The following is a 26266-nucleotide window of genomic DNA, read 5'->3' on the forward strand; positions in this document are numbered from 1 at the left end:
TTTGGAATTAGCTGACGATTTCGTATTTTGAGAGGCAAAAACCTTAAAAACTTCAAACCCATGATTGTCGGTATTCCAAAAGAGATCAAGAACAACGAGAACCGCGTTGCTCTGACCCCGGCGGGCGCCCAGGAGCTCGTCAAGCGGGGACACAAGGTGTATGTGCAGGCTACGGCCGGAGAGAACAGCGGATTTGCCGACTCGGCCTATACGGCCGTCGGGGCGGAGCTTCTGCCCACGATCGAGGATGTCTACGCCACGGCGGAGATGATCGTGAAGGTCAAGGAGCCGATTGCCCCGGAGTACAAACTCATCCGTCGCGACCAGCTGGTCTTCACCTATTTTCACTTTGCGAGCAGCGAGGCGCTGACCCATGCGATGATCGACAGCGGGGCCGTGTGCTGCGCCTATGAGACGGTCGAGCGTGCGGACCGGTCGCTGCCGCTGCTGATTCCGATGTCGGAGGTTGCCGGGCGCATGGCGGCACAGGAGGGGTGTTATTTCCTGGAGAAGCCGCGTGGAGGCAAGGGCGTACTGCTGGGAGGTGTTCCGGGCGTGAAGCCGGCGAAGGTCTTCGTGATCGGAGCGGGTGTTGTCGGGACGGCTGCGGCGCGTACGGCGGCGGGCACGGGAGCCGACGTGACGATCTGCGACATTTCGCTGCAGCGCCTGACCTATCTGGCCGACGTGATGCCGAAGAACGTCAAGACGCTCATGTCGTCGGAGTATAACATCCGCGAGGAGCTGCGTCATGCCGATCTGGTGATCGGTTCGGTTTTGATTCCTGGGGCGAAGGCTCCGAAACTCGTGACGCGCGACATGTTGAAACTGATGGAGCCGGGAACGGTGATGGTGGACGTTGCGATTGACCAGGGAGGGTGCTTCGAGACGTCGCGCCCGACGACGCACGAGGATCCGGTCTACTACGTGGACGGTATTCTGCACTATTGCGTGGCGAATATTCCGGGGGCCGTGCCGCGGACCTCGACGCTGGCGCTGACCAACGCAACGCTTCCCTACGTGCTGCAATTGGCCGACAAGGGCTGGCAGCGGGCCGCGCGTGAGAATGCGGAGCTGGCGCTGGGGCTGAACGTGGTTTCGGGCAAGGTGGTCTACCGGCCGGTAGCCGAGGCCTGGGGGCTTTCCTGCGAGCCTCTGAGCCTCTGAATCCGAGAAAACTGAATGTCTGAGGTCCTGAGTCTTTGAGCCCCATGGCCCCCAAAGACTCAGGACCTCAAAGCTCCATGGCCTCAAAGCCTTTGATGCCGGAATTTCCGGCTTATTTTTTTGCGTATTTCCCCGATTGGCGTATCCGTTCCGATCGTCCTTTGGGAAATGTTTTATCTGACGGAATATCTGTCCGTTATGCTGTCTTTGTTTTGTTTAATAAATTTAAGAAAGGGTCTGTATATCTGAAAAAAGAGTTGATAAAAAGAATATCATGCGCTTTTTTTATATATTTGTAGTGTTAGTTAGGCTATTATGAGACGATATCTACTCCTGTTGGTATTGTTTTGGGCATTACCGACTGCCTTAATTGCACAGCAATACAACGTGTCGGGACGCGTACTGGTCAAGGGGGGGGGAAAGAAACCGACCCCGATCGGGCTGGCCGTCGTGGAGCTTCCGAAGGCGGGTTTGTGGGCCGTAGCGGACAACGAGGGAAACTTTTCGGTGAAGAACGTACCGGCGGGCAAGGTGCTCTTTTCGGTCTCGTGCCTGGGCTACGTGACGACGCTTACGGAGGTTGAGGTTCACCGCGACCTGGATTCGTTGTGCCTCTACGCCCCGGAGGACAACCTCAAGCTGGAGAGTGTGGTGGTTACGGCGCGTGAGGCGACCAACGCCATGGCGACCTCGCGTACGATCGAGGGGAATGCCATCAACCACCTGCAGATGGTCAACGTGTCGGACATCTCGACGCTGCTTCCTGGCGGCAAGACGGTGAATCCGGACCTGATGGAGAACAACACTTTTTCGCTGCGCGACGGCGGTTCGACGGCGGGCAATGCCTCGTTCGGAACGGCCGTAGAGGTGGATGGCGTACGCCTGTCGACCAACGCTTCGCTGGGGGACCTGACGGGCGTCAGTACACGCAACATCTCCTCGACGTCGATCGAATCGGTCGAGGTGATCACGGGCGTTCCGTCGGCCGAGTACGGGGATATTTCGTCGGGTATGGTGAAGATCTCGACGCGCAAGGGTCGCACGCCCTACATGCTGGTTCTCTCGACCAATCCGCGGACCAAGCAGATTGCCGCCTCGAAGGGTTTTGATCTGGGCGACGACCGCGGAGTGCTGAATTCGAACATCGAGTATACGCGGGCGACGAAGAATCCGACCTCGCCCTATACCTCCTATTCGCGCACGGGGCTTTCGCTCAACTACCAGAATACCTTTGCGAAGGTGCTGCGCTTTGATTTCGGGGTTTCGGCCAACGTGGGCGGCATGAACTCGGAGGATGATCCCGACGTGCAGGCTGGCGAGTGGGAGAAGGACCGAGACAATGCCCTGCGGGCCAATACGTCGCTCAAGTGGCTGCTCAACCGCAAGGCGATCACGAGTGTGGATTTCGACGCCTCGATCAACTATGCGGACAATCTTACGCGGATCCATACCTATAATACGAGTTCGACGATGAGTCCGGCGGTCCACGCGACGGACGAGGGTTACTTTGTAGCGGACCTGCTTCCGTCGACCTACTATACGACGCAGTGTGTCGATTCGAAGGAGCTGGACTATGCGGCCAATCTCAAGGCGACGTGGATCCGCAGTTGGGGAGACATTCACAGCAATGCCAAGGTGGGCGTATCGTGGCGAGCCGACGGCAACGTGGGCCAGGGGGCCTACTACGAGGATCCGGCGCTGGCGCCGAACGGCTACCGTCCTCGGCCCTATACCGACATTCCGTACATGCACAATCTGGCGGCCTACCTTGAGGAGACGCTGACACTGCCCGTGGGCAGCGGATCGGTGCAGCTGATGGCGGGACTGCGTGCGGAGAAGACCTTCATCAAGGGGTCGCGCTACGACAAGACGCAGAGCCTCTCTCCGCGACTGAACCTGAAGTACCGCATTACGGACTGGCTGACGATCCGCGGCGGGTGGGGTCTGACCGACAAACTGCCGTCGTTCAAGATTCTCTACCCGGACCCGAACTATCTCGACCGTCAGGTCTACGGCGTTTCGTACGGCGGCCAGAGCCTCTACGTTTTCCACACGCGGCCCTATGAGATCATGTACAATCCCGACCTGCGTTGGCAGCGGAACCGCAATTCGGAGGTGGGTGTCGATCTGCGCATCGGCGGGACGTCGATTTCGCTGGTTGGCTACTTCAACCGCACGAAATACCCCTTTGAGCTCAAGAACGAGTACGAACCCTATACCTACCGGCTGAGTTCGCTGCCGACGACCACGCCGGACGGCGAACCCTTCACGATGCCGACCCATCCGCTCTTCAAGGTGGACAGCCAGACGGGCGAGATGTTTATCCGCGATGCGGACAACCTGTCGCAGGGATGGATCCTGATGACGGGGAGCGACAAGCAGACCTTTGTTCGGAACACCTACCAGAGCAACGGATCGCCGGTCGACCGCATGGGACTGGAGTTTGTCTTCGACTTTCCGGAGATCCGGCCCCTGCGGACGCAGCTTCGGCTCGACGGAGCCTATGGCTATACGAAGTACATCAATACGGGTGAGGCGTGGTACTATCCGAGTGTCACGACGGGCGGAAACTTCTACCCCTACGTGGGCATCTACGCCGACAACGGGAGCAACTCGACGATCACCTACAACGGCACGAAGACCCACTCCCTGGATGCGAACCTGACGGCGACGACGCACCTGCCGTCGATCCGGATGATCATCTCGCTGCGGCTGGAGGCGTCGCTTCTTAAGCGTTCGCAGCACCTTTCGGAGTATAACGGCGAGGAGTACGCCTTCAACGTCGACGAGAACCGCAATCCGACGGGCGGGAGCATCTACGACGGCAACAGCTATACGGCCATCTGGCCGATTGCCTATATCGACCAGTCGGGCGAGCGGCATCCCTTTACGGATGCCGAGCGGAACAATCCCGATTTTGCGTCGCTGCTGCTGCGTTCGGCCAACACGTACGCCTTTAACGAAGATGGCTACGACCCCTATTTTTCGGCCAATCTGAGCATAACGAAGGAGATCGGCGACCATGTGTCGATTTCGTTCTACGCCAATAACTTCACCAATTCGCGACCGTTCATGCGCTCCTATGCGACGGGAGTACGGGTGGTCTTCACCCCGTCGTTCTACTACGGCCTGACGGTACGCCTCAAATTCTGACGACGATGAAGAAGCTGACACTTATCTGTTTTGTGATGTTTTCGGCGGCCTGCACGTCGTTCGGAAGTGATCCCTACGGGCGTTCGGTCCGCAGCCTGCATGTGGCGGTGAGCTACCCGGAGGAGTATGCGGACTACCTGCGCGAGGGTGTTGCGGTGACTCTTTCCGACCGCAATTCGGGCAATGTCTATACGGCGCTGACCGATGCTGCGGGGGCTGCGGATTTCCGCGTTTCGGCGGGCCACTACAAGCTTTCGGTGCTGGACCTTGCCGATGAAGAGTCGGTTTTCAACGGTTCGGTGGAGCTGGTGGATCTTTCGTCCGGGGACCAGAACCTGACCGTTGCACTGTCGTACTCCAAGCCGGGTACGGTCATCATCAAGGAGATCTACTCGGGCGGCTGCCCGCAGGATTACCCCTCGACGGGAACCTATACCAACGACAAGTACATCATCCTGCACAACAATTCGTTTGAGACGCAATATCTCGATGGATTGTGTCTGAGTACCGTAGCGCCCTATAACTCGTCGGCGACGAACAACCCGTGGACGACGACCGATGCGACGGGCAATCTGGTTTTCCAGGATTTCGCTCCGGTTCCGGACTGCGTCTGGCAGTTCCCGGGCAGCGGGGAGGATTATCCGCTGGCACCGGGCGATGATGCGGTGATCGCCTACCACGGCGTGGATCATACGCAGACCTACTCGATGTCGGTGAATCTGAACCGCAAGGGCTATTTCGTCCTCTACGATCTGCTGAACTATCCGGGAACGACGACCTACCCGACGCCGGCTCCGGGCGACCAGATCGACGAGGCGCACTACCTGAAGATGCTCAAGAAGACGGGCAAGAGCAGCGCCTATGTGATATCGAACAATTCGCCGGCGATCATCATCTTCCGGGCCCCGGAGGGGTATGATCTGACGTCGTATCTGGCGTCGAAGGATTCGGAGACGCAGGACGGATCGCTGCTCTATACGAAGATTCCGTGGGACTGGGTCATCGACGGTGTTGAGGTGATCGACAAGACGGGGGCGGCACGGACCAAGCGGCTGCGTTCCGACATCGACGCTGCGGGCGTGGAGTTCTCGGCCATGTCGCAGGGGCATACGCTCCACCGGAGGCTGAACGAGACGACGACGGCGACGGCCGGTTTCGACGTCTACTACGATACGAACAACTCGTCGAACGACTTCTATGAGCGGGAGACACAATCGCTGCGAGAGGGCTTATGAGACGGATTGTAACCATACTGCTTCTGATCGCCGCCACGGGAGCCGTGGCGCAGGATCGCTTTGAAGAGACCTTCCGGCGCAATGCGTGGAACGGGTCGGTCAACGCGGCGGGGCTTCGTCAGGACAGCGTGAGCCACTCCTACGCGGAGGCCTACTTCACGAAGGAGAACGGCGGGCTGACGGACCCTTCGTCGTCGGACAACAGCTGGAACGCCGGGGTGCGTACGGAATCGATCCGCCACCTGAACCGGATTTCGTTTGCCGGTGGCTTCAACTACGACTATTTCGACGGCCGGAACATGTGCGGGTCGATGTTTACCGTCCCGGGCTACTATCCGGTTGATATCGTGGAGTTCACGCCGGGACGGAAGGTTCGTGAGAGCTATAACTTCCGTGCGGGGCTTTCTGCCGAGCTGACCCGGCGGTGGCTGGTGGGACTGAACGTCTCGTTCGAGGCGCGCAACTACGCCAAGCGCAAGGACCTCCGCCACAAGAACACGCGTCTGGACTTCGAGTTTTCGCCGGGCGTGATGTATCGTTCGGAACGTTTTGCCGTGGGCGCGGCCTATATCGTCGGGATCGACAACGAGAAGATCGAGGCCGAGGAGATCGGCTCAACGCCGGAATCGTACCAGGCCTTTTTTGACCGGGGACTTCGCTACGGAACGCTGCAGTTGTGGGAGAGCAACGACCTTCACCTGACGACGTCGGGCGTGACGGGCTTCCCGATCCGCGAGACGACCCAGGGTGCGGGGCTCCAGCTTCAGTACGGTCCTCTCTACGTGGATGCGGCCTACCGCAACCGGCAGGGGCACACGGGCGAGGGCGGTGCGATCTGGCACGAATACGATGCCGATCGGGTGACGGCAAACGGTGTGCTGACCCTCGGCGAGGCGTCCGACCTCCACTACGTACGACTCGGTATGGAGTGGGAGTCGCTTGCCAACCGCGAGAACATCCTCACCTACGAGTCGGTCAACGGCGTTTCGACCCCTCACCTGCACGGCTCGACGCCGATTTTCGGACGCAAGCGGCTCGACCTGAGCGCCGAATACGAATGGACGACGACACGCATGGACTGGCGTGTGGGTATAAGCCATACGGATCTGAACCGCGAGTCGACGCTGATGTACCCGCAGACGCGGGGTCAGCGGCTGCAGTGGACGATGGTCTGGAGTACGTGGCTTTACCGCTTCGGGGCGTGGGAGCTGACCCTTGCGGCTGATTTCCGGCGGGGCGGTTTCAGCGAACGGGAGGAACTGGGCGAGTCGCCGGCCCGGCCGGGTGAATACCCGATGCAGCTGACCGACTTCTACAACTGCGAGAACGAATACTGGACGATGCCGCGGGTTGGGGCCGGAGCGGGCGTGCGGCGCAACATCCGGCGGTTCTATATCGACCTGTCGGCGCGCTACGAGCATGGATTTGACGTGCATTACGTGTCGCAACCCAACCGGGTTCGGGCGACACTGGGCGTAGGATATAATTTTTAACCGATAAAAACAGACGCTTATGAAAAGGATTCTGACGATGGCAGTGGCTGCTGCGATGGTGGTGGCCTGTTCGAAGGAGGAGAGCGGGCCTTCGGGTCCGATGCAGTTGACGATCGATCCGACGATCACGCGAGCCACGGAGGTGGATTTCGAGACGGGGGATGCGATTGGCGTAACGGTGACGACGGCAGCGGAGGCCTACGTGACCAACCGCAAGTTTGTCTACGGCAGTGACAGCCGCTTTGCGGGCGAGGAGAGTCTGCTGTGGTACGAAGATGTGAATGCCCCGGCGACGTTATTTGCCTACTATCCCTATTCGGATCCGGCACCTTCGGAGTTTACGGTGAAGGCCGACCAGGGAGGTGACGGCTACGATGCTTCGGACCTGATGACGGCCCTGAAGACGGGCGTCTACCCAACGAAGAATGCCGTGGGGATGACCTTCCGCCACAAGATGTCGCGTCTGGTCTTCACGATCGACAACGAGACGGACTTCCCGGTGACGCAGCTTGTGGTGACGGGGACGATCGGCACGGCCGTGATCGACGCCGCGGCCAATACGGTGACGGTCAAGTCGGATGCTGCGACGCAGGACATTACGGCGCGTGAGGTGACGGCCAATTCGAAGTACTACGCATTGGTAGTTCCGCAGTCGGCGAAGTTCAGCGTAACGGTGACGACGGCCGAGGGCACGCGTTCGCAGAGCTACAGCGAGACGGAACTCGAGGGCGGCAAGAGCTACCCGGTAACGGTTCGTGTCAAGCCGACCAACATGGAGATTGCGATGGAAGGTCCGATCGAGGGCTGGGAGGATGCCGAAGAGATCCCGACCGAGGGTCAGGGCACGAGCGAAGCTGCCACGGTTGAGTGGGGCGGCGTGAAGTACAAGATCGTGACGCTGAAGGACGGCCGGACGTGGATGGCCGAGAACCTGCGCTACGTACCCGAAGGCAAGAGCATTTCGAGCAATCCGGCCGATGGCAACGGTGTATGGTACCCGTGCAACCTGGACAAGGAGGTCGATCCGGATCTGGCCGAGACGAACGGCCTGTTGTACAGCTATCCGGTGCTGCTGGGTCTGGATGGCGAGCTGACGGCGGAGAACTACAATACGAAGGAGGGTGCTCAGGGTATTTGCCCCGACGGCTGGCACATCCCGACGAAGGATGAATGGATGAAACTGGCCGGAGCCGGTTCGGGCGGACTTTCCGATCCGACGGCTCCCTATTATGATGCGGCCCAGAACGGCGGTTCGATGGTCAAGCTCAACGAAGACGGCTTCAACTTCTCGGGCTGTGGTTATATCAACGCCAATAATGCGACTGCAACGCCTGCTTATATGGCGTCGGTATCCAAGGCTGATGATACGGCCTACGGTATGGGCTACTATGCCGGATCGACGGCCTACCAGATCACCTATAATACGGCAGGCGATGCGATGAGCGGCATCAAGAATATCCAGTATTTCGCGGCTATGATTACCTATAATGACACCTATAACCGCGTGACGGTCGCCTACAACAGCGGCTTCTGCGGAGTCCCGGTCCGTTGTATCAAGGATGCGGAGTAGCACCGGGGCTGAACAGGCAAAGACAACACACACAACACTATTAACGATTCATGAAAAGAAAACCCAATTACCTGAAACACGTGCTGCAATGGGGCGTTCTGGCCGCCATTGTGGTCACGGTGCTTTGGAGCACGTTTGCCGACAAGGCGGTTGACGTGGAGAAGTATTGTCCGTTCGGCGGACTGCAGGCCTTCGGCACCTATGTGGTCAACAATTCGCTGGCCTGCTCGATGTCGATGCTTCAGATCATGATGGGGCTGGTGCTGGCCGTCGGGGTGATCCTCTTCTCGAAACTCTTCTGCGGCTACCTCTGCCCGGTAGGTACCGTGGGTGAAGCGATGGGCCGCGTGGGCAAGAAGCTGCACGTACAGGTTGAGATCCGTCCGGGGAGCATTGCCGACCGCGCCTTGCGCGTCGTGAAATACGTGCTGCTGTTCACGATTCTCTACAACACGCTTTCGTCGAGCGAGCTGTTCTGCAAGCAGCTGGATCCCTACTACGCTGTGGCCACGGGCTTCAAGGGCGAGATCGTCCTCTGGATGTCCATCACGAGCCTTGTGCTGCTTCTGCTGGGCGGTTTTGTGGTGAAGATGTTCTGGTGCAAGTACATTTGCCCGCTGGGCGCCGCGAGCAACATCTTCAAGTTCACGTGGCTGCTGCTGGCCGCCGCGGTTGTAGCGTGGATTCTCGGACTGACGGGAATCGAGGGGAGCTGGCCGTGGATCATCGGTGCGACGTGCCTGGCGGCCTACCTGATCGAGATGATCAAGCTGCGCAGCTGCACCTTCCCGCTGATGTACGTCGTGCGTGATGCGGAGGCCTGCAACGGGTGCGGACTCTGCACGAAGAAGTGCCCCTACGGGATCCGCGTGCAGGATCTCGGGAAGGTGAAGCATGTCGACTGTACGATGTGCGGACAGTGCATTTCGTCGTGTTCGCAGGATGCGCTTCAGTTCAACGGGCGGCGGTCGCTGCGCTGGGTGCCGGGTATTCTGACGGTGGTACTGTTTGCCATAGCGCTGTGGCTGGGCAACACGCTGGAACTTCCGACCATCGACGAGAAGTGGGGTGACTATGAGAAGGTCGAGAACCTGACGACCTACGAGATGCAGGGGCTGCAGACGGTGAAGTGCTACGGCTCGTCGAAGGCCTTCTCGGCCAAGATGCAGACGGTGCCGGGCGTCTATGGCGTGAAGACGTATGTCCGTCACCACGGCGTCGAGATTCTCTATGACCCGGCGAAGACCGATACGGTGAAGATCCAGGAGGCGATCTTTACGCCGACGATGCGCAAGTATGCCATGCCGACGGCCGATGTGCCGACGCTGCGGGTGCTGCAGTTGGGCGTTGAGGGGCTCCACGACCGGATGGACATGGTCTATTTCGGCATGGTGCTCCAGAAAATCGAGGGTATCTACGGCTTCACGTCGGAGTTTGCCTGCCCGGTAGCGGTGACGGTCTATACGGATCCGTCGGTGACGATTACCGAGAAGCAGATGGCCGAGGCAATCGATGCCAGGGAGCTGATCATTCCGATGAAGGAGGGTGAGAAGACGATCCCGATGCACACGGTGCTGAAGAGCTTCGAGTGGACGGGAGAGGTTTCGCGCGAGGAGTTTGCCCAGGTGATGTTCCGCGAGATCGAGGAGATGAACGGACGCTTCGTGGCCAACCAGGAGAAGTGGGGCGACGACGCGGCCTTCCCGAAGGCGGTCTACGAGATGGAGTTCCCGAGCATCGAGAAGCCGCTTATCCGCCGTACGTTCCCCTATTTCAAGAGTTTTCTGTCGTGCCAGGATGGCATCACGTCGCTGGACTTCGTGCTTCGCGACACCGTACCGGTGATGCGACTGCACTACGTGAAGTCGATGTGGGACGATGCGCGGATCTGGAAGGAGATTTTCCAGGCCGAGAAGTGGACGCTTCGCATGGCCGACGGCACGTTCCAGGAGTCGGCACCGCGGCTGAAGTTCACGGTTGAGGGCCACACGGTCGAGGAACCGGCCGCCGCGGCAGCTACGAAGTAGTGTTCCGATACCGGTAAACCGCAGCAAAGCGACACACACCCGGGCCCGATGGGGGCATCAAGGGGCGTGTGTCGCTTCTGCGATGAGGAGAAAGCAGACAACAAGCGAAAAAGAGACAACATGAAGAGATGGATTACGGGCGCCCTGGCGCTGTTGACGATCCTTCAGTCGGTACGGGCCGACGAAGGGATGTGGCTGATGACCGATCTGGGGAAGATCTACCCCCGGATGCGAGCCGAGGGTCTGAAGCTGAAGGCTTCGGCCATCTACGACGAGCAGACTCCGGCATTGTCGGATGCGGTGGTTGCCGTTGACGGAGGCATGGGTACCGGAAGCATGATTTCGGACGAGGGGCTGATGATCACGAACCACCACGTGGCCTACAGTGACATCTGCGCTCTTTCGACCGAGGAGCACAACTACCTGGAGACGGGCTTCTGGGCGCGGACGCGCGGGGAGGAGATTCCCGTACCGGGCAAGACGGTGTCGTTTCTGCGTCGGATCGAGGATGTGACGGCGGAGGTCGAGGCGATCAAGACGCGCCTCCGAAACGAAGGGAAATGGGGTCCGATGTCGATGCGTCGGGTCTACTCGGAGATCGAGAAGAAGTACGCCGCGACGACCGACCTTGAAGTTTCGTGCATGTCGATGTGGGGCGGCAAACTCTACCAGATGTTCTACTATGAGGTTTACCGTGACGTGCGTCTGGTTGGTGCGCCTCCGGTTTCGATCGGAGCCTTCGGCGGCGACTACGACAACTGGGGCTGGCCGCAGCACAAGGGAGATTTCGCCCTCTACCGGGTCTATACGGCTCCGGACGGCCGTCCGGCGGAGTACGCAGCGGAGAACGTTCCTCTCAAACCGCGCACGGTGCTGCGGATTGCGACGGGGGGAGTCCACGACGGCGATTTCCAGATGATCCTGGGCTTCCCGGGCCGCACGAACCGCTACGCCTCGTCGTATGCCATTGATGAGAAGCAGTACGTCAAGAATCCGGTGGTGGTCCAGAACCGCCAGGAGCGCATGGACATCATCCGGCGCCACATGGAGCGGGATCCGCTGGTTCGGATGGCCTATTCCGATGCCTTCTTCTCGCTGAGCAACTACGCCGACTACGCCAAGTGGGAGACCCGCTGCCTGCAACGGTTCGGCGTGTCGTCGATCCGCCGAGCCGAAGAGGAGCGCCTTCAGGCGTGGATCGACGCCGATTCGGCGCGGCGGGCGCAGTATGGCGATCTGCTGGAGTACCTTTCGGCGGGCTACGCGAAGCGCCGCGACGCCGAGGTGGCGCTGAACTACTTCCGCGAGGCATGGCTGGGTCCGAGCGAGGCGCTGTTGACGGCCAATCGGGTAGCCTCCTATCTGGGCAAACTCGAGCGTACGCATCGCGATTCGCTGCGTCGTTCGGACGAGGACGTTGCCGGCGTACTGCGTGCGGGCTTCCGCCTGCGCAAGAACTATGATCCGGCGACGGATCGCGATTTGTTCGCCCGCATGGCGGTGAACTTTACGGCAAGTGTTCCGCGCGAGATGTGGGGAGAAGCGCTCTGCCGGCAGTACGATGCGGCGGGCGGCGATGCCGACCGCATGGCGCGTGCAGCTTTCGATGCATCGTTCTGCTCGTCGGCCGACCGCTTTGACGCCTACTTTGCCTGCGACCGTTCGGTTGCCGAAATCCAGCAGGATCCGCTGGTAGCACTGACCGAATCGGTTCCGGTGCAGACCTTCACCCACTGTGTCAACCGGGCTGAGCACGAAGCCTGCTGCGGCTACGGCGCCTTCCGGGGCGAGGGTCGTGGCAAGGGCCCCGGCATGGGTCGTGGCAAGGGCAAAGGTATGGGTCGGATGCTGGGGGGCAACTACGTGATGCGCCTCGAGTCGATCTATGCCGATCTGCTCTACGATTTCCGGGACTCGGAGGGGATCCTCCAGTACCCGAACGCCAACTCGACGATGCGCCTGACCTATGGCACGGTGGGCCCGGTTTCGCCCTCGGACGGAGTGCACTACGATTCGCGCTCGACGACGGCGGGCTACATGGAGAAGTACAATCCCGGACAGTATGAATACCGGGTCGACGACCATCTGCGACAGCTTCTGGCGGCCCGGGACTGGGGTCGTTGGGGCGAGAAGGGGACGCTCTACGTCGATTTCCTGACCAACCACGACATTACGGGCGGCAATTCAGGCAGTCCGGTTCTCGATGCCCGGGGCCGTCTGGTGGGTCTGGCCTTCGACGGCAACCGCGAGTCGATGGCCGGCGACGTGTGGTTCCATCCGGAGCTGGCCAAGACGGTCTGCGTCGACATCCGCTACGTGATGTGGGTGATCGAGAAGTATGCCGGAGCGACGTGGCTGCTCGACGAGCTGACGTTTGAAAAGTAGGCCATTCCGGAGCCGAATGTTAACGGGACTGCGGGTTCGCAGTCCCGTTTTTTGTCCGTGAGGTGATGTAACGGATCGATATTTTGCGGATTTGTTTTTGAAAATCTTAAAAAATGATTATATTTGCCAAAGAACGAGCGCGTTATGAACGGGCTTTGATTCTGGAGTGATAGGGTGGAGGGCGGTTCTTGGCTGAAACAATCGTAAAAAAGCGTCTTTAGGTTACGGATTGTAATCTACGGGCGAAAAAATAGAAGAACGGTGGCGTATGCAGCACGGCGATCGTGAGGCTGCGTCACTGAAATTTTTACCCATTAAATACGACGTATCGAGTATGAGCGAAAGACTGTACATTTTCGACACGACCCTGCGCGACGGGGAACAGGTTCCCGGATGCCAGTTGAACACGACGGAGAAGATCGAGGTAGCCAAACTGCTGGAGGCCCTTGGAGTGGATGTGATCGAGGCGGGCTTTCCGATCTCGAGTCCGGGCGATTTCAATTCGGTGCTTGAGATCTCGAAAGCGGTCTCGGAGCCGACGATCTGCGCGCTGACGCGGGCCGTGGAGAAGGATATCGACGTAGCGGCCGACGCCTTGCGGCTGGCCAAACGCAAACGGATCCATACGGGGATCGGGGTGTCGCCGCAGCACATCTACGACAAGCTTCGCTCGACGCCGGATGAGATCTACGAGCGGGCCATTGCGGCGGTGAAGTATGCCAAACGCTACGTCGAGGACGTGGAGTTCTACGCCGAGGATGCGGGCCGGGCCGATACGGAGTACCTGGCGCGGGTCGTCGAGGCGGTGATTGCTGCGGGGGCGACGGTGGTGAACATCCCCGATACGACAGGCTACTGCCTTCCGGACGAATACGGGGCCAAGATCCGCTACCTGATGGAGCACGTGCCCAATATCGACCGAGCGATTCTTTCGACGCACTGCCACAACGACCTGGGCATGGCGACGGCCAACACGCTGAGCGGCATTCTGAACGGGGCCCGGCAGGCCGAGGTGACGATCAACGGCATCGGCGAACGGGCTGGCAACACCTCGCTGGAGGAGGTGGTCATGACGCTCCGCTGCCACAAGGATGTGGATATCGACACGGGGATCCGCTCACAGCTGATCACCAAGGCCTCGCACCTGGTGTCGAGCCTGATGAACATGCCCGTCCAGCCGAACAAGGCGATTGTCGGGCGGAATGCCTTCGCGCACTCGTCGGGCATCCACCAGGACGGGGTGCTGAAGGACCGGCAGACGTACGAGATCATCGATCCGCACGATATCGGGCTGAACGAATCGGTCATTGCGCTTACGGCGCGGAGCGGGCGTGCGGCACTGGTCCACCGGCTCGAGCTGCTGGGCTACGACCTCACGCCGGAGGAGCTGGACGCCACCTACGAGAAGTTCCTGGCGCTGGCAGACCGCAAGAAGGAGATCCACGACTACGACCTGCTGTATCTGGTGGGCGACATCGACCGGATGAAGCAGCAGTCCATTGCGCTGAAGTTCCTGCAGGTGACCACCGGTACGCTGGTTCCGACGGCCACGGTGGTACTGAAGTTCGGCGACCACGAGCGGATGGCGATCGGGACGGGCAACGGACCGGTCGATGCGGCCGTTACGGCGATCAAGAAGCTCATCAACGAGAAGGTCGTGCTGACGGAGTTTCTGATGCAGGCCATCACGCGGGGCTCGAACGACGTGGGCCGGGTTCATGTGCAGGTCCAGTGCGGCTCGCGGACGGTTCACGGCTTTGCCGCGCATACGGATACGACTCGGGCGTCGATCGAGGCCTTCCTCGATGCACTGCGGGCGCTGAACGTGACGGAACGTAAAGGGGAGGAGTAGCTTATGGGACGGACACTTTTGGACAAGATCTGGGATGCGCACACGGTGCGTGTCGAGGACGGAGGGCGGTGCGTGCTCTATATCGACCGCCAGTATATCCACGAGGTGACCTCGCCGGTGGCCTTTGCGGGGCTCGAACGCCGGGGAATCGGCGTGGCGCGGCCGGCTCAGATCACGGCGACGGCCGACCACAACATCCCGACCGTGAACCAGCACCTGCCGATCGAGGACCCCGAGTCGCGGCGTCAGGTGGAGACCCTTGCGGCCAACTGCGCACGGTACGGCATCGAACATTTCGGTGTGGGGAATCCGCGCCAGGGGATCGTACACATCATCGGCCCGGAGCTGGGCTTCACGCAGCCGGGGATGACGATCGTCTGCGGCGACAGCCACACCTCGACCCATGGAGCGCTGGGGGCCGTAGCCTTCGGTGTTGGGACGTCGGAGGTGGAGATGGTCTTTGCGAGCCAGTGTATCCTGCAGACCAAGCCCCGGACGATGCGCATTACGGTCGACGGACCGCTGCGCCCGGGTGTCGAGGCCAAGGATGTGATCCTCTACATTATTTCGCGGATCACGGCCTCGGGCGGCACGGGCCACTTCATCGAGTTTGCCGGCTCGACGATCCGTTCGCTCTCGATGGAGGGTCGCATGACGGTCTGCAACATGAGCATCGAGTGCGGTGCGCGGGGCGGGATGATCGCCCCCGACGAGAAGACCTTCGAATACCTCCGGGGGCGTGAACGGGCGCCGCAGGGAGCGGCCTTCGATGCGGCCGTCGGACGGTGGCGAGAGCTTTACAGCGATCCGGACGCCGTTTTCGACAAGGAGTACCGCTTCGATGCGGCCGACATTGCACCGATGATCACTTACGGCACCAACCCGGGCATGGGAATGGCCGTCGACGGGACGATCCCGGCGGATGCCGACCCGAAGGCGCTGCACTATATGGATTTCCGGGCGGGTGAACGCCTGCAGGGCCATCCGATCGACTACGTCTTCGTCGGGAGCTGTACGAACGGTCGGATCGAGGATCTTCGGCGCTTTGCGCAGCTGGTCCGGGGGCGTCACCGGGCCGACGGCGTGACGGCCTGGATTGTTCCGGGTTCGAAGGGCGTCGAGGCGCAGGCGCGGGCCGAGGGGCTCGACCGCATCCTTTCGGCGGCGGGCTTCGAGCTGCGGCAGCCGGGATGCTCAGCCTGCCTGGCGATGAATGCCGACAAGATCCCGGCGGGGAAATACAGTGTTTCGACCTCGAACCGCAACTTCGAGGGGCGACAGGGCCCCGGCGCCCGGACGCTGCTCTCGGGAGTAGCCGTTGCGGCGGCCGCGGCGGTTACAGGCCGCATTACGGACCCGCGCGAACTCTTCGGCGAGGAACTTTGATACGCAGAATCAGAAACTTTTCCGGCACGACGGAACCCGCATGACGGAACCCGCATGGCGGAATCTCCATGACCGCCCCGATGCCGGATGCAAAATGCAGTTAAAACCATGTCCATACCCAAATTCACAACCCTCACTTCGCGGGCGGTACCCGTCGAGGTGGAGAATATCGATACCGACCAGATCATCCCGGCCCGCTTTCTGAAGGCCACCCAGCGCCAGGGCTTTGGCGATAACCTCTTCCGCGACTGGCGTTACGACGCCTCTGGAGCTCCCGTTGCGACCTTTCCGCTCAACGATCCGCGCTACGGGGGAGAGATCCTCGTGGCGGGGCGCAACTTCGGCTGCGGGAGTTCGCGCGAACATGCCGCGTGGGCGCTTGCCGACTACGGTTTCCGGGTGGTGGTGTCGAGCTTTTTCGCGGACATCTTCCGCAACAATGCACTGAACAACGGGCTGCTGCCGGTTCGGGTCGAGGAGTCGTTCCTGCAGCGGATCTTCGAGGCGATCCGGCGTGATCCGCAGGCGCTCTTCACGGTCGATCTGGACCACCAGCGCTTCACGATCGAGGCGAGCGGCGAGAGCACGCCGTTCGAGATCGACGCCTACAAGAAGCGGTGCCTGCAGAACGGCTACGACGATGTGGACTACCTGCGGAGCATTCTTCCGCAGATCGAGTCGTACGAAAAAACACACGCGGTCCGATGACGACGCCGATGCCCGCAGGGGTGGAGATCCTCGACACGACGCTTCGTGACGGCGAACAGACCTCGGGTGTGTCGTTCAACGCGCGGGAGAAACTCTCCATAGCGCGTCTGCTGCTCGAGGAGCTTCGCGTCAACCGGATCGAAATCGCCTCGGCGCGGGTCTCTCCCGGCGAGGAGGCGGCCGTACGGGCCATTACGGAGTGGGCGCGCAAGCGGGGCCATCTCGACCGGATCGAGGCGCTGGGCTTCATCGACGGAGGAATCTCTGTCGAGTGGCTTTGGCGGGCGGGCTGCCGCGTGGTGAATCTGCTGGCCAAGGGTTCGCGTCGCCACTGCGAGGAGCAGCTTCGCCGTACGCCCGCGCAGCACCTTGCCGACGTGCGGGCCGAGATTCTGCGGGCCGCGGATCGGGGCATGCGGGTGAATCTCTATCTTGAGGACTGGTCGAACGGCATGCAGCACGCGCCGGATTACGTCTATTCGATGGTGGAGGGTCTTTCGGATCTTCCGGTCGAACGTTTTCTGTGCCCCGATACGCTGGGGATCCTCGATCCGTGGACGACGGAGCGCATCTGCCGGGAGATGACGACGCGCTATCCGACCCTTCGTTTCGACTTTCACGCCCACAACGACTACGATCTGGCCGTGGCCAATACGGCGGCGGCCGTGCGGGCGGGTTTCCGGGGGGTTCACGTGACGGTCAACGGACTGGGCGAACGGGCGGGCAATGCGCCGCTGTCGAGTACCGTGGCGGTGCTCCACGACCGATTGGGGTGCCGGACCGACATTGTCGAGCGGAAGATCTACCGCGTGAGCCGCACGGTGGAGTCCTATACGGGCGTCCGCATACCGGCGAACCGGCCGATTGTCGGAGCGAGCGTCTTCACGCAATGCGCGGGGGTTCACGCTGACGGCGACAATAAGAACGGCCTATACTGTAATGAATTGCTTCCCGAGCGCTTTGGCCGGGTGCGCGAATATGCGCTGGGCAAGACCTCCGGGAAGGCGAACATCCTGAAGAACCTCGAACTGCTGGGCATCGACCTGGACGATGCGGCGATGCGCAAGGTGACCGAGCGGGTCGTGGAGCTGAGCGACAAGAAGGAGCTGGTGACGCTGGACGACCTGCCGTATATCATTGCCGACGTGCTGCGTTACGACCAGACGGACGCACCGGTTCGGATTCTGAACTACAGTCTTTCGCTGGCACAGGGTTTGCACCCCGTTGCGACACTGCGCATCGAGATCCACGGCGAGCCCTACGAGCAGACATCGGCGGGCGACGGACAGTACGACGCCTTCATGCGGGCCCTGCGCCAGATCTACCGCGAGCAGCTGGGGCGGCGCTTCCCGATGCTGGTGGACTATGCGGTGTCGATTCCGCCGGGGGGCCGCACGGATGCCTTCGTGCAGACGATCATCACGTGGGAGGCCGACGGCCGCACGTTCCGGACCCACGGGCTGGATGCCGATCAGACCGAAGCGGCGATCAAGGCGACGATCAAAATGTTGAACATCATAGAAACCAATCCAACGAATCATGGAAATCAGGATCGCATTGTTGCCCGGTGACGGAATCGGGCCGGAGATTATTTCGGAGGCGGTGAAGGTGCTGGACCGGGTGGCCGAGCGCTTCGGTCACCGGATCACATACCGTCGGGCGCAGGTTGGCGCCGCGGCGATCGACGCCACGGGGGATCCCTACCCGGAGGAGACCCACCGCATCTGTCAGACGTCGGATGCCGTGCTGTTCGGGGCCATCGGGGACCCGAAGTACGACAACGACCCGACGTCGAAGGTGCGTCCCGAACAGGGTTTGCTGCGCATGCGCAAGTCGCTGGGTCTTTTTGCCAACCTGCGTCCGGTGACGCTTTTCGAGTCGTTGGTTGACCGTTCGCCGCTGCGGCCGGAGGTGGTGCGGGGGACGGACTTCATCTGCGTGCGCGAACTGACGGGCGGTCTCTATTTCGGACGTCCGCAGGGTCGTGACGAGGATGGCCGCCGGGCCTTCGATACATGCAGCTATACGGTTGAGGAGATTGACCGCGTACTTCATGTGGCTTTCCGGCTGGCGATGTCGCGACGGCGCCGTCTGACGGTGGTCGACAAGGCCAACGTGCTGGAGACGTCGCGGCTGTGGCGAGAGCGGGCGCAGCAGGTGTCGAAGGAGTACCCCGAGGTGAAGGTTGACTACATGTTCGTCGACAACGCGGCGATGCAGCTCATCCGACAGCCGGCGCACTTCGACGTGATCGTGACGGAGAACATGTTCGGGGACATCCTGACCGACGAGGCGAGTGTCATCAGCGGCTCGCTCGGCATGCTGGCCTCGGCGAGCGTCGGGGCCGAGGTGGCTCTGTTCGAACCGATCCACGGCTCCTACCCGCAGGCTGCGGGGCGGAACATCGCCAATCCGATGGCGACGATTCTCTCGGCGGCGATGCTGCTCGAACACCTGGGGCTCGAGGCGGAGGGTGCGGCCGTTCGCGAGGCGGTGAATACGGCCCTTGAGGCAGGCGTTGTCACCGAGGATCTGGTCCGCGAGGGCGGGCGTTGCTATTCGACCTCGGAGGTGGGTGACTACGTGGCGGCGCACGTCTGAGGCTGAGGACCGATGATGCCGGAGGAGAGCCCATCCTCCCCGGGGGCAGCTCCTCTCGGGCTGGACTCTTCCAGATCAGATCTTCCCGGACCCGTCCCTGCTGGTCGGATCTGGTCATGAATCTCTTCCTTTGTAAAGGCTCAAGTGCAGACCGTTTTCGCGGTCTGCATTTTTTGTACTATCTTTGCAGGCGGATTTATCCGGATACCCCTAATAAATACAGCGTATGGCAGGATCGAATTTTGTGGATTACGTCAAGATATTTGCCCGATCGGGCCACGGCGGAGCGGGCTCGGCCCACTTCCGGCGGGAGAAGTTCGTGGCCTTCGGCGGCCCCGACGGCGGCGACGGCGGCAAGGGCGGAAGCATTGTGCTGGTGGGCGACCGCCAGTACTGGACGCTGATCCACCTCAAATACCAGCGCCACCAGTTTGCCGAGGATGGCGAAAACGGCTCCGGAGCGCGCTCATCGGGCAAGGATGCCAAGGATATCGTGATCCCGGTTCCGCTGGGGACGGTAGCGCGGCGTGTGGTGGAGCAGGAGGACGGCACGACGACCCTCGAGACGGTGGGGGAGGTGACGGCCGACGGCGAACGTCTTGTGCTGCTGAAGGGGGGCCGCGGCGGCTTGGGCAACTGGCACTTCAAGAGCGCCACGAACCAGACGCCGCGCTATGCGCAGCCGGGCGAAGAGGGCGACGAAGGGGCTTTCGTGCTGGAACTGAAGGTGCTGGCCGACGTGGGGCTGGTGGGCTTTCCGAATGCCGGGAAATCGACGCTGCTGTCGGTCGTATCGGCGGCCAAACCCAAGATCGCCAACTACGCCTTCACGACGCTCGAGCCCAACCTGGGGATCGTCGAGGTGCGCGACCACAAGTCGTTCGTCATGGCCGACATCCCGGGCATCATCGAGGGGGCCCACGAGGGACGGGGCCTCGGGACGCGCTTCCTGCGCCATATCGAGCGCAACTCGGTGCTGCTGTTCATGATTCCGGCCGACAGCGACGACATCTGCCGCGACTACGAGATTCTGCTGGGCGAGCTGACGCAGTACAACCCCGAACTGCTGGACAAGGAGCGGCTGCTGGCCATCACCAAGTGCGACATGCTCGACGACGAACTGATCGGGCAGATGCGCGAACATCTTCCCGAGGGAATTCCGTCGGTCTTTATTTCGTCGGTCACGGGGCTCAACATCCAGCCCCTGAAGGATATGCTTTGGGAGGCTCTGCAGCGTTAGCTGCGGAGTCTTTCGTTTTTTCCGACGCGCGCCATTTCATTCCGGGAGTTTCATTTCACTCCGGGAGTTCCATTTCGGGAGCGTAATCTTACACCGGGAGCGCGTAATTTTACACCGGGAGCGCGCAATCTCTCACACCGGGAGCGCGCAATCTCACACCGGGCACGCAATCATCCCCGGCGGATAATCATTTCCGAAACACAATCAGATCCGGGCGCGATCAACCCCGGAGGAGCCATCGTATGACTGCTTGTCAGGGTCGGATGTCGTATTCACGACCGACAGGCGCCTGCAACGACGGCGAAAGGCCGTTCGGAGGACCGTCCGAGATGACCCGTTCCGGGAAAGCGTTGGCCTGGAAGACGAATTCATGAAAGGTGACCCGCAGGGAAAATTCACCGTTGAAATAGTCGATCACGCCGAACAGGGAGCCTTGGCCGTTGGGCAACGCTTCGCCGGCATAGTGACATTTGCCCAACGTTCTGACACGAAACCGGTTTCCGTTGGAATCGATGATTTCGCGTTCGGTCGTCACGAGTTCTCCGGTTTCGGGATCGGTGTCACACCAGGCGTTTCCGGCCTCGGCGAATCGCACTCCGTCAAAACGCACGCGGGTGTCGACATGGCGGCTCTGCACCTCGTCGAACGAGAGCTTTACGGCCCGTGGCAACTCGCCCTGGGACTCTTTGACGCGAATATACCGATTGATTTCGCTGCTTGGAATACCTCTGTTTCCGTAGGAGTCGGGTGCGGATCCGAGTTCGATTTTTCCGCCGTAGTCATGCAGCACCAGACCGTTGCAATGCACCTCGACCCATGCACCGAACGGGAACGTCTTGTTGAGGTTGTTGTCGTTGATGGCGATTGTGATGCCGCCGCTGTCGTCTTCGATGATGATTTCGTGGTAGAATTCGTCGTAAAGATCGTTAGCCACGACTTTACCGCAAATGGCGGCATCGCGGGAGATGGTGGTGCTTCCCTGCGAGTCGCACAGGGCCTTGAGTCCGGCGATTGAGATTTCGGTTTCGAGGGGAGTTTCGTTGAATTCGGAGGAGGAGCTCCTGTCGCAACTGCCGGCCCACATCAGTACCCCCAGACTAAAACAGGCAATCGGTCTCATCGCGGAGTTTGATCAGGAAACGACCTTCGCCGGAGTCGTCGTACTGGAGGATTCCGATCAGCGAGATGACCATTTCGGGGATCTCTCTGTCGGCGAAGTCGGCATAGTCCCGGACATAGGAGTGGATGGCGCAGCCGTCCGGGTCGACAAATTTTCGGTATCCGCTCCACCCGCTTTCCGTTTCGGATTCGGGGGTGTATTGGAGGTTGTCGATTCTGACGAGCGTACCGCATAGCAGGGGGTCGAGCTCCGGGATGGTCAAGCGGGCGGGCTGCGGATCGACGAGTTCCTCGGAGTTGCGGACGAGACACTTTTCCAGAGCGGGGAGCGAACCGATGTAATCGACATCATATCCGCTTCCGGACTGGGGTTGGGCGCCGACCTGCAGGACCCCGAACTTTTCGGCGACGGTGAGTCCCTTCAGACGGAGTGTCACGGAGCACCCCACGGGGAACAGGTTGTGCGACTGATCGATGCCGGTCAGGATTTCGAGAGCGGCCTGCTCCTTTTCGATGCAGATCGAGCGATAGAAGTTCCCGGCCTGATCCGACGAGACGACCCGGCCGTTGACGGAGATGTCGCTGTTCACGACGAACGGGGTTCCGAGGAAGCGTTTTCTCAGTTCGGCAATGGAGGATGTGACGGGTTCAACGGTATCATCCCGCTCCGGGGATCCGAATCGGGAGTCGTAACAGCCGCAGAGAAGTCCGCCTCCGAGGAGGATCAGCACCGATAGTCGGGCCATCCGTCCAAGTCGGGATCGAGCCGTAAGCGCGGCCGCAACGGACGGACCGCCGGTGCCGTCCGACCGGTTGATGGGACAAAGCGTCATGCTTCGATTCGGGAGTCTTTCAAGCCGAGGAAATAGAGGATTCCGTCGAGGCCGATGGTTGAGATCGACTGGCGGGCCGTGGCCTTGACCTTCGGTTTGGCATGGAAAGCGATTCCCAGGCCGGCGAGGTTGAGCATCGGAAGGTCGTTTGCGCCGTCGCCAACGGCCACGGACTGGGCGATGTTGATCGACTCGAACTGACAGAGCAGCCTCAGGAGTTCGGCCTTGCGCCGGCCGTCGACCACCTCGCCGACGTAACGGCCCGTCAGTTTGCCGTTTTCGATTTCGAGTTCGTTGGCATAGACGTAGTCGAAGCCGTATTTCTGGCGGAGGTAGTTTCCGAAGTAGGTGAAACCGCCGGAGAGGATGGCGGTTTTGTAACCGACGCGTTTGAGGACGGTCATCATGCGTTCGAGACCTTCGGTGATGGGGAGGTTCCGGGCGATATCCTCCATGACCGAGACGTCGAGGCCCTTGAGCAGGGCGACGCGGCGTGTGAAGCTTTCGCAGAAGTCGATTTCGCCGCGCATGGCGCTGGCTGTGATTTCGCGGACCTGGTCACCGACGCCGGCGCGTTCGGCGAGTTCGTCGATGACTTCGGTTTCGATGAGCGTGGAGTCCATGTCGAAGCAGATCAGGCGACGGCTGCGGCGGTAGATGTCGTCCTTCTGGAAGGAGACGTCGAGGCCGAATTCGGACAGGTTCATGAATCCTTCGTGCATGGTGCTTCGTTCCTCGTCGGTGAGCGATCCGCGCACGGAGAGTTCGATGCAGGATTTTGCGGCACGGTTGTCCTCCTTGAGGGGCATGCGACCGGTCAGACGCTTGATGGCGTCGATGTTCAGGCCGTGTTCGGCGACGACCTTCGTCACTTCGGCGATGTGCCGAGCGGTGACGGTCCGTCCCAAGAGGGTGATGATGTATCGGTTTTTGCCCTGGCGGCTGACCCAGTCGTTGTATTTTTCCTCGGAGATCGGGGTGAATCGGATCATCACGCCCAGCTCCGAGGCCTTGAACAGGAGCTCCTTCATGATGAACCCGGACTTGTCGGAGGAGGTTTTGATCAGGATGCCGAGGGTCAGCGACTGGTGGATGTTCGCCTGACCGATGTCGAGGATGAAGGCATCGTATCGGGCGAGGATTTCGGTGAGCGAGGAGGTCATTCCGGGTTTGTCTTCCCCGGAGATATTTATCTGGATGATTTCGACGTTGTTCTGCATGCTGTCACGGGTAGGATTTTGTGATTGGGGCAAAAAGCCTAGACAAAGTTAATAAAGTTCTGCAAAATTTGGTTATTTTTGCACATAAAACAGGAGAGTCCGGCGCAGAGAGGCACAGGTGGATGCATTTTTGCGGGTGACGACAGGTTGATAAAACTGGAGAAAGCTATGTGGAGAATACTTGCGGCCGTTGCGGCCGAGGAGCCGGCGGCTCCGCTCATTGTACCGGACAGTGTGCAGAAGGCGAATTTTGCCGAGGCGGTGAACCGGCTGGTGAATCTGGATTTCAGTCAGGTTGCTCAGAATCTGTTGTCGGAGACGCTGTGGGTGGTGATCAAGATCGTCATCGCGCTGGTGATCTACTATATCGGGCGCTGGCTGATGCGGCGTCTGGTCCGGCTGATTGACGTGGCGATGGAGCATCGGAAGGTGGAACTTTCGCTTCGGGCCTTTACGCGGAGTTCGGTGCGTGCGGTTTTCATGCTGCTGCTGATCCTGATCGTGGTTTCGACGCTGGGCGTCAACGTGACGTCGCTCATTGCGGTGGCATCGGCCGCGACGCTGGCCATCGGTATGGCGTTGAGCGGCACGGCGCAGAACTTTGCGGGCGGCGTGATGATCCTGCTGATGAAGCCCTACCGGGTAGGCGATTACATTTCGGCACAGGGAGAGTCGGGCACGGTGCGCGAGATCAAGCTCTTCTCGACGGTGATCACGACCAACGACAACCAGACGATCTACATCCCGAACAACTCGATCGCCACGGCCATCATCGACAACTATTCGACAGCCCCCGAACGACGGGTCGACTGGACGGTAGGGATCTCCTACGGCGACGACGTAGACGTGGCCCGGGCGGCGATTCTGGCGATGTTTGCCGCCGACGAACGGATTCTTCCGCAGCCGGCACCGGTCGTCGTTGTCGAGGCACTGGCCGACAGTTCGGTGAATCTGAAGATCCGGGCGTGGACGGTGAATGCCAACTACTGGACTGTCTTCTACGAATATAACGAACGCTTCTACAAGGAGTTGCCGAAGGCGGGGATCAACTTTCCGTTCCCGCAGATGGACGTTCACGTGAAGCAGGATTGACGGGCCGGCATTGGGTCGGTTGCGAGCGAGAAACGATCATTTATGAACCCAACAAGCAATAAGAGAAACAAATTATGGAACTGAAAGAGATTCTGGCTATTACGGGGCAACCCGGATTGTATAAATACGTGGCGCAGTCGACGCGAGGCGTGATTGTGGAGTCGCTTCTGGACGGCCACCGGATGAATGCTTCGGCGAGTGCACGGGTGAGTGCGCTGTCGGACATATCGATGTTTACCGAAGGGGATGACATTGCCTTGGCCGATGTTTTTACGCGCATCTACGAACACACGGGGGGCAAGGAGGCCATCAGCCCGAAATCGACACCCGAGCAGTTGAAGGCGGCTTTTGCGGAGGTTCTTCCGGAGTACGACCGTGATCGGGTGCATGTATCGGACATCAAGAAGTGCTTCTCGTGGTATAATATCCTGCTGCAGGCGGGCTTCACGGAGTTCAAGCCTGCCGAAGAGCCAGCCGAAGAGCCTGCCGGCGAGGCAGACGCGAAGTAGCGCCGGCCGCCGGGGGGGGGAGAGAATGACCGGGGAAGAGAATGACCGGGGAAGAGGATGACCGGGAGAGAGAACGGCCGAGGAAGAGAATGACCGACGGAGCGGTGTCAGCCGTTCCGCTACTAAAAACAGAGAGGGATATGGAAAAGCAACCGAAAGTGTTGGCTTTGGTCGCGCACGACAACATGAAGCGTGACCTGGCGGAGTGGGTGGACTGGAACAGTGAGAAGCTGAGCCGTCATCACTTGGTGTGCACGGGAACTACGGGCAAGATGGTTGAGCGGACGCTGCGGGCTCGAGCTCACCATCTGGAGCAGCAGACGGAGGGCAACGAGACCCCCGAACTGGAGATCACGCTGTTGAAATCGGGCCCGCTGGGCGGCGATCAGCAGTTGGGCTCGATGATTGCCGATGGCAAGATCCATGCCCTGATCTTCTTCTGGGACCCGATGTCGGCCCAGCCGCACGATGTGGACGTGAAGGCGCTGCTTCGGCTGGCGACGCTGTATAACGTTCCGACGGCAGTGAACCGTTCGTCGGCGGATTTTTTGATTTCGTCGCCGCTGTTCGAGGACGAGAACTACACGCCGGTGGTCAAGGACTACAAGGCCTATATTGAGCGGGTGCTGCTGTAGGACGCAGCTCCGGACGAATGACAGAAGCCGGTCTTCCTGCG

The 26266-nt window shown here is 60.5% G+C and carries 19 protein-coding genes; 16 read left to right on the plus strand and 3 right to left on the minus strand.

All coding sequences use genetic code 11. The features are described 5' to 3' along the window. Positions 1–60: 60 nt before the first annotated feature. The 13 genes from ald to obgE all read left to right on the plus strand — a co-directional run bounded on the left by ald (position 61) and on the right by obgE (position 20817). The gene (gene ald, locus PUQ42_RS01010; RefSeq protein ID WP_273370142.1) at positions 61–1167 is read left to right on the plus strand and encodes an alanine dehydrogenase; all 1107 of its coding nucleotides are present in this window, start codon (positions 61–63) and stop codon (positions 1165–1167) included. Positions 1168–1482: 315 nt separating this feature from the next. Further along, a complete protein-coding gene (locus tag PUQ42_RS01015) occupies positions 1483–4320 on the plus strand; it encodes a TonB-dependent receptor (RefSeq protein WP_122120656.1) in 2838 nt (945 codons plus the stop codon). Between the two features lie 5 nt (positions 4321–4325). After that, entirely contained in the window at positions 4326–5555 is a 1230-nt protein-coding gene (locus tag PUQ42_RS01020; RefSeq protein ID WP_273370146.1) for a DUF4876 domain-containing protein, read from the plus strand. After that, complete coding sequence (locus PUQ42_RS01025; RefSeq protein WP_273370149.1) at positions 5552–7048, plus strand: DUF6850 family outer membrane beta-barrel protein; 1497 nt, start codon at positions 5552–5554, stop codon at positions 7046–7048. Before PUQ42_RS01020 ends, PUQ42_RS01025 begins: the two co-directional genes overlap by 4 nt. 19 nt (positions 7049–7067) lie before the next feature. Continuing rightward, entirely contained in the window at positions 7068–8618 is a 1551-nt protein-coding gene (locus PUQ42_RS01030) for a fimbrillin family protein (protein ID WP_273370150.1), read from the plus strand. Between the two features lie 50 nt (positions 8619–8668). Further along, entirely contained in the window at positions 8669–10645 is a 1977-nt protein-coding gene (locus PUQ42_RS01035) for a 4Fe-4S binding protein (protein ID WP_273370153.1), read from the plus strand. 120 nt (positions 10646–10765) lie between these two features. Further along, positions 10766–13030 carry a S46 family peptidase gene (locus tag PUQ42_RS01040; protein ID WP_273370156.1) on the plus strand — a complete coding sequence of 755 codons (2265 nt, stop codon included), beginning with the start codon at positions 10766–10768 and terminating at the stop codon, positions 13028–13030. Positions 13031–13364: 334 nt separating this feature from the next. Then, on the plus strand, positions 13365–14882 hold the full coding sequence (locus PUQ42_RS01045) for a 2-isopropylmalate synthase (protein ID WP_087404009.1): 1518 nt from the start codon (positions 13365–13367) through the stop codon (positions 14880–14882). Between the two features lie 3 nt (positions 14883–14885). Beyond that, the gene (gene leuC / locus PUQ42_RS01050; protein WP_273370159.1) at positions 14886–16268 is read left to right on the plus strand and encodes a 3-isopropylmalate dehydratase large subunit; all 1383 of its coding nucleotides are present in this window, start codon (positions 14886–14888) and stop codon (positions 16266–16268) included. Between the two features lie 108 nt (positions 16269–16376). Then, positions 16377–16976 (plus strand): 3-isopropylmalate dehydratase small subunit, encoded by a 600-nt coding sequence (leuD, locus tag PUQ42_RS01055; protein ID WP_087309213.1) that lies wholly within the window; start codon positions 16377–16379, stop codon positions 16974–16976. Next, positions 16973–18547, plus strand: a complete 1575-nt coding sequence (locus PUQ42_RS01060) for an alpha-isopropylmalate synthase regulatory domain-containing protein (protein WP_420534941.1) — start codon at positions 16973–16975, stop codon at positions 18545–18547. The genes leuD and PUQ42_RS01060 overlap by 4 nt, the downstream gene beginning before the upstream one ends. Further along, positions 18516–19577 carry a 3-isopropylmalate dehydrogenase gene (leuB, locus tag PUQ42_RS01065; protein WP_087309214.1) on the plus strand — a complete coding sequence of 354 codons (1062 nt, stop codon included), beginning with the start codon at positions 18516–18518 and terminating at the stop codon, positions 19575–19577. Before PUQ42_RS01060 ends, leuB begins: the two co-directional genes overlap by 32 nt. Before the next feature lie 226 nt (positions 19578–19803). Then, positions 19804–20817, plus strand: a complete 1014-nt coding sequence (gene obgE, locus PUQ42_RS01070; RefSeq protein ID WP_273370163.1) for a GTPase ObgE — start codon at positions 19804–19806, stop codon at positions 20815–20817. A 253-nt stretch (positions 20818–21070) separates the two neighbouring features. Here the strand turns inward: obgE and PUQ42_RS01075 are convergent, their stop codons facing one another. From PUQ42_RS01075 to serB, 3 genes are all read right to left on the minus strand, one after another. Beyond that, complete coding sequence (locus tag PUQ42_RS01075) at positions 21071–21937, minus strand: DUF5689 domain-containing protein (RefSeq protein WP_273370166.1); 867 nt, start codon at positions 21935–21937, stop codon at positions 21071–21073. Further along, positions 21915–22682, minus strand: coding sequence for a DUF5689 domain-containing protein (locus tag PUQ42_RS01080; RefSeq protein ID WP_273370169.1), 768 nt, complete (start codon positions 22680–22682; stop codon positions 21915–21917). Before PUQ42_RS01080 ends, PUQ42_RS01075 begins: the two co-directional genes overlap by 23 nt. 83 nt (positions 22683–22765) lie before the next feature. Next, the gene (gene serB / locus PUQ42_RS01085) at positions 22766–23989 is read right to left on the minus strand and encodes a phosphoserine phosphatase SerB (RefSeq protein ID WP_087404006.1); all 1224 of its coding nucleotides are present in this window, start codon (positions 23987–23989) and stop codon (positions 22766–22768) included. A 168-nt stretch (positions 23990–24157) separates the two neighbouring features. Between serB and PUQ42_RS01090 the strand changes: the two genes are divergently transcribed. From PUQ42_RS01090 to PUQ42_RS01100, 3 genes are all read left to right on the plus strand, one after another. Continuing rightward, positions 24158–25081: a mechanosensitive ion channel family protein gene (locus PUQ42_RS01090; RefSeq protein WP_273370172.1), complete on the plus strand. Its 924-nt coding sequence runs from the start codon at positions 24158–24160 to the stop codon at positions 25079–25081. Positions 25082–25155: 74 nt separating this feature from the next. Beyond that, positions 25156–25590: a DUF5606 family protein gene (locus PUQ42_RS01095; protein ID WP_273370175.1), complete on the plus strand. Its 435-nt coding sequence runs from the start codon at positions 25156–25158 to the stop codon at positions 25588–25590. Positions 25591–25730: 140 nt separating this feature from the next. Further along, complete coding sequence (locus PUQ42_RS01100; RefSeq protein ID WP_087309220.1) at positions 25731–26225, plus strand: methylglyoxal synthase; 495 nt, start codon at positions 25731–25733, stop codon at positions 26223–26225. Positions 26226–26266 lie beyond the last annotated feature (41 nt).

It is taken from the genome of Alistipes megaguti, from assembly GCF_944320325.1.
Taxonomy (GTDB): Bacteria; Bacteroidota; Bacteroidia; order Bacteroidales; family Rikenellaceae; genus Alistipes; species Alistipes megaguti.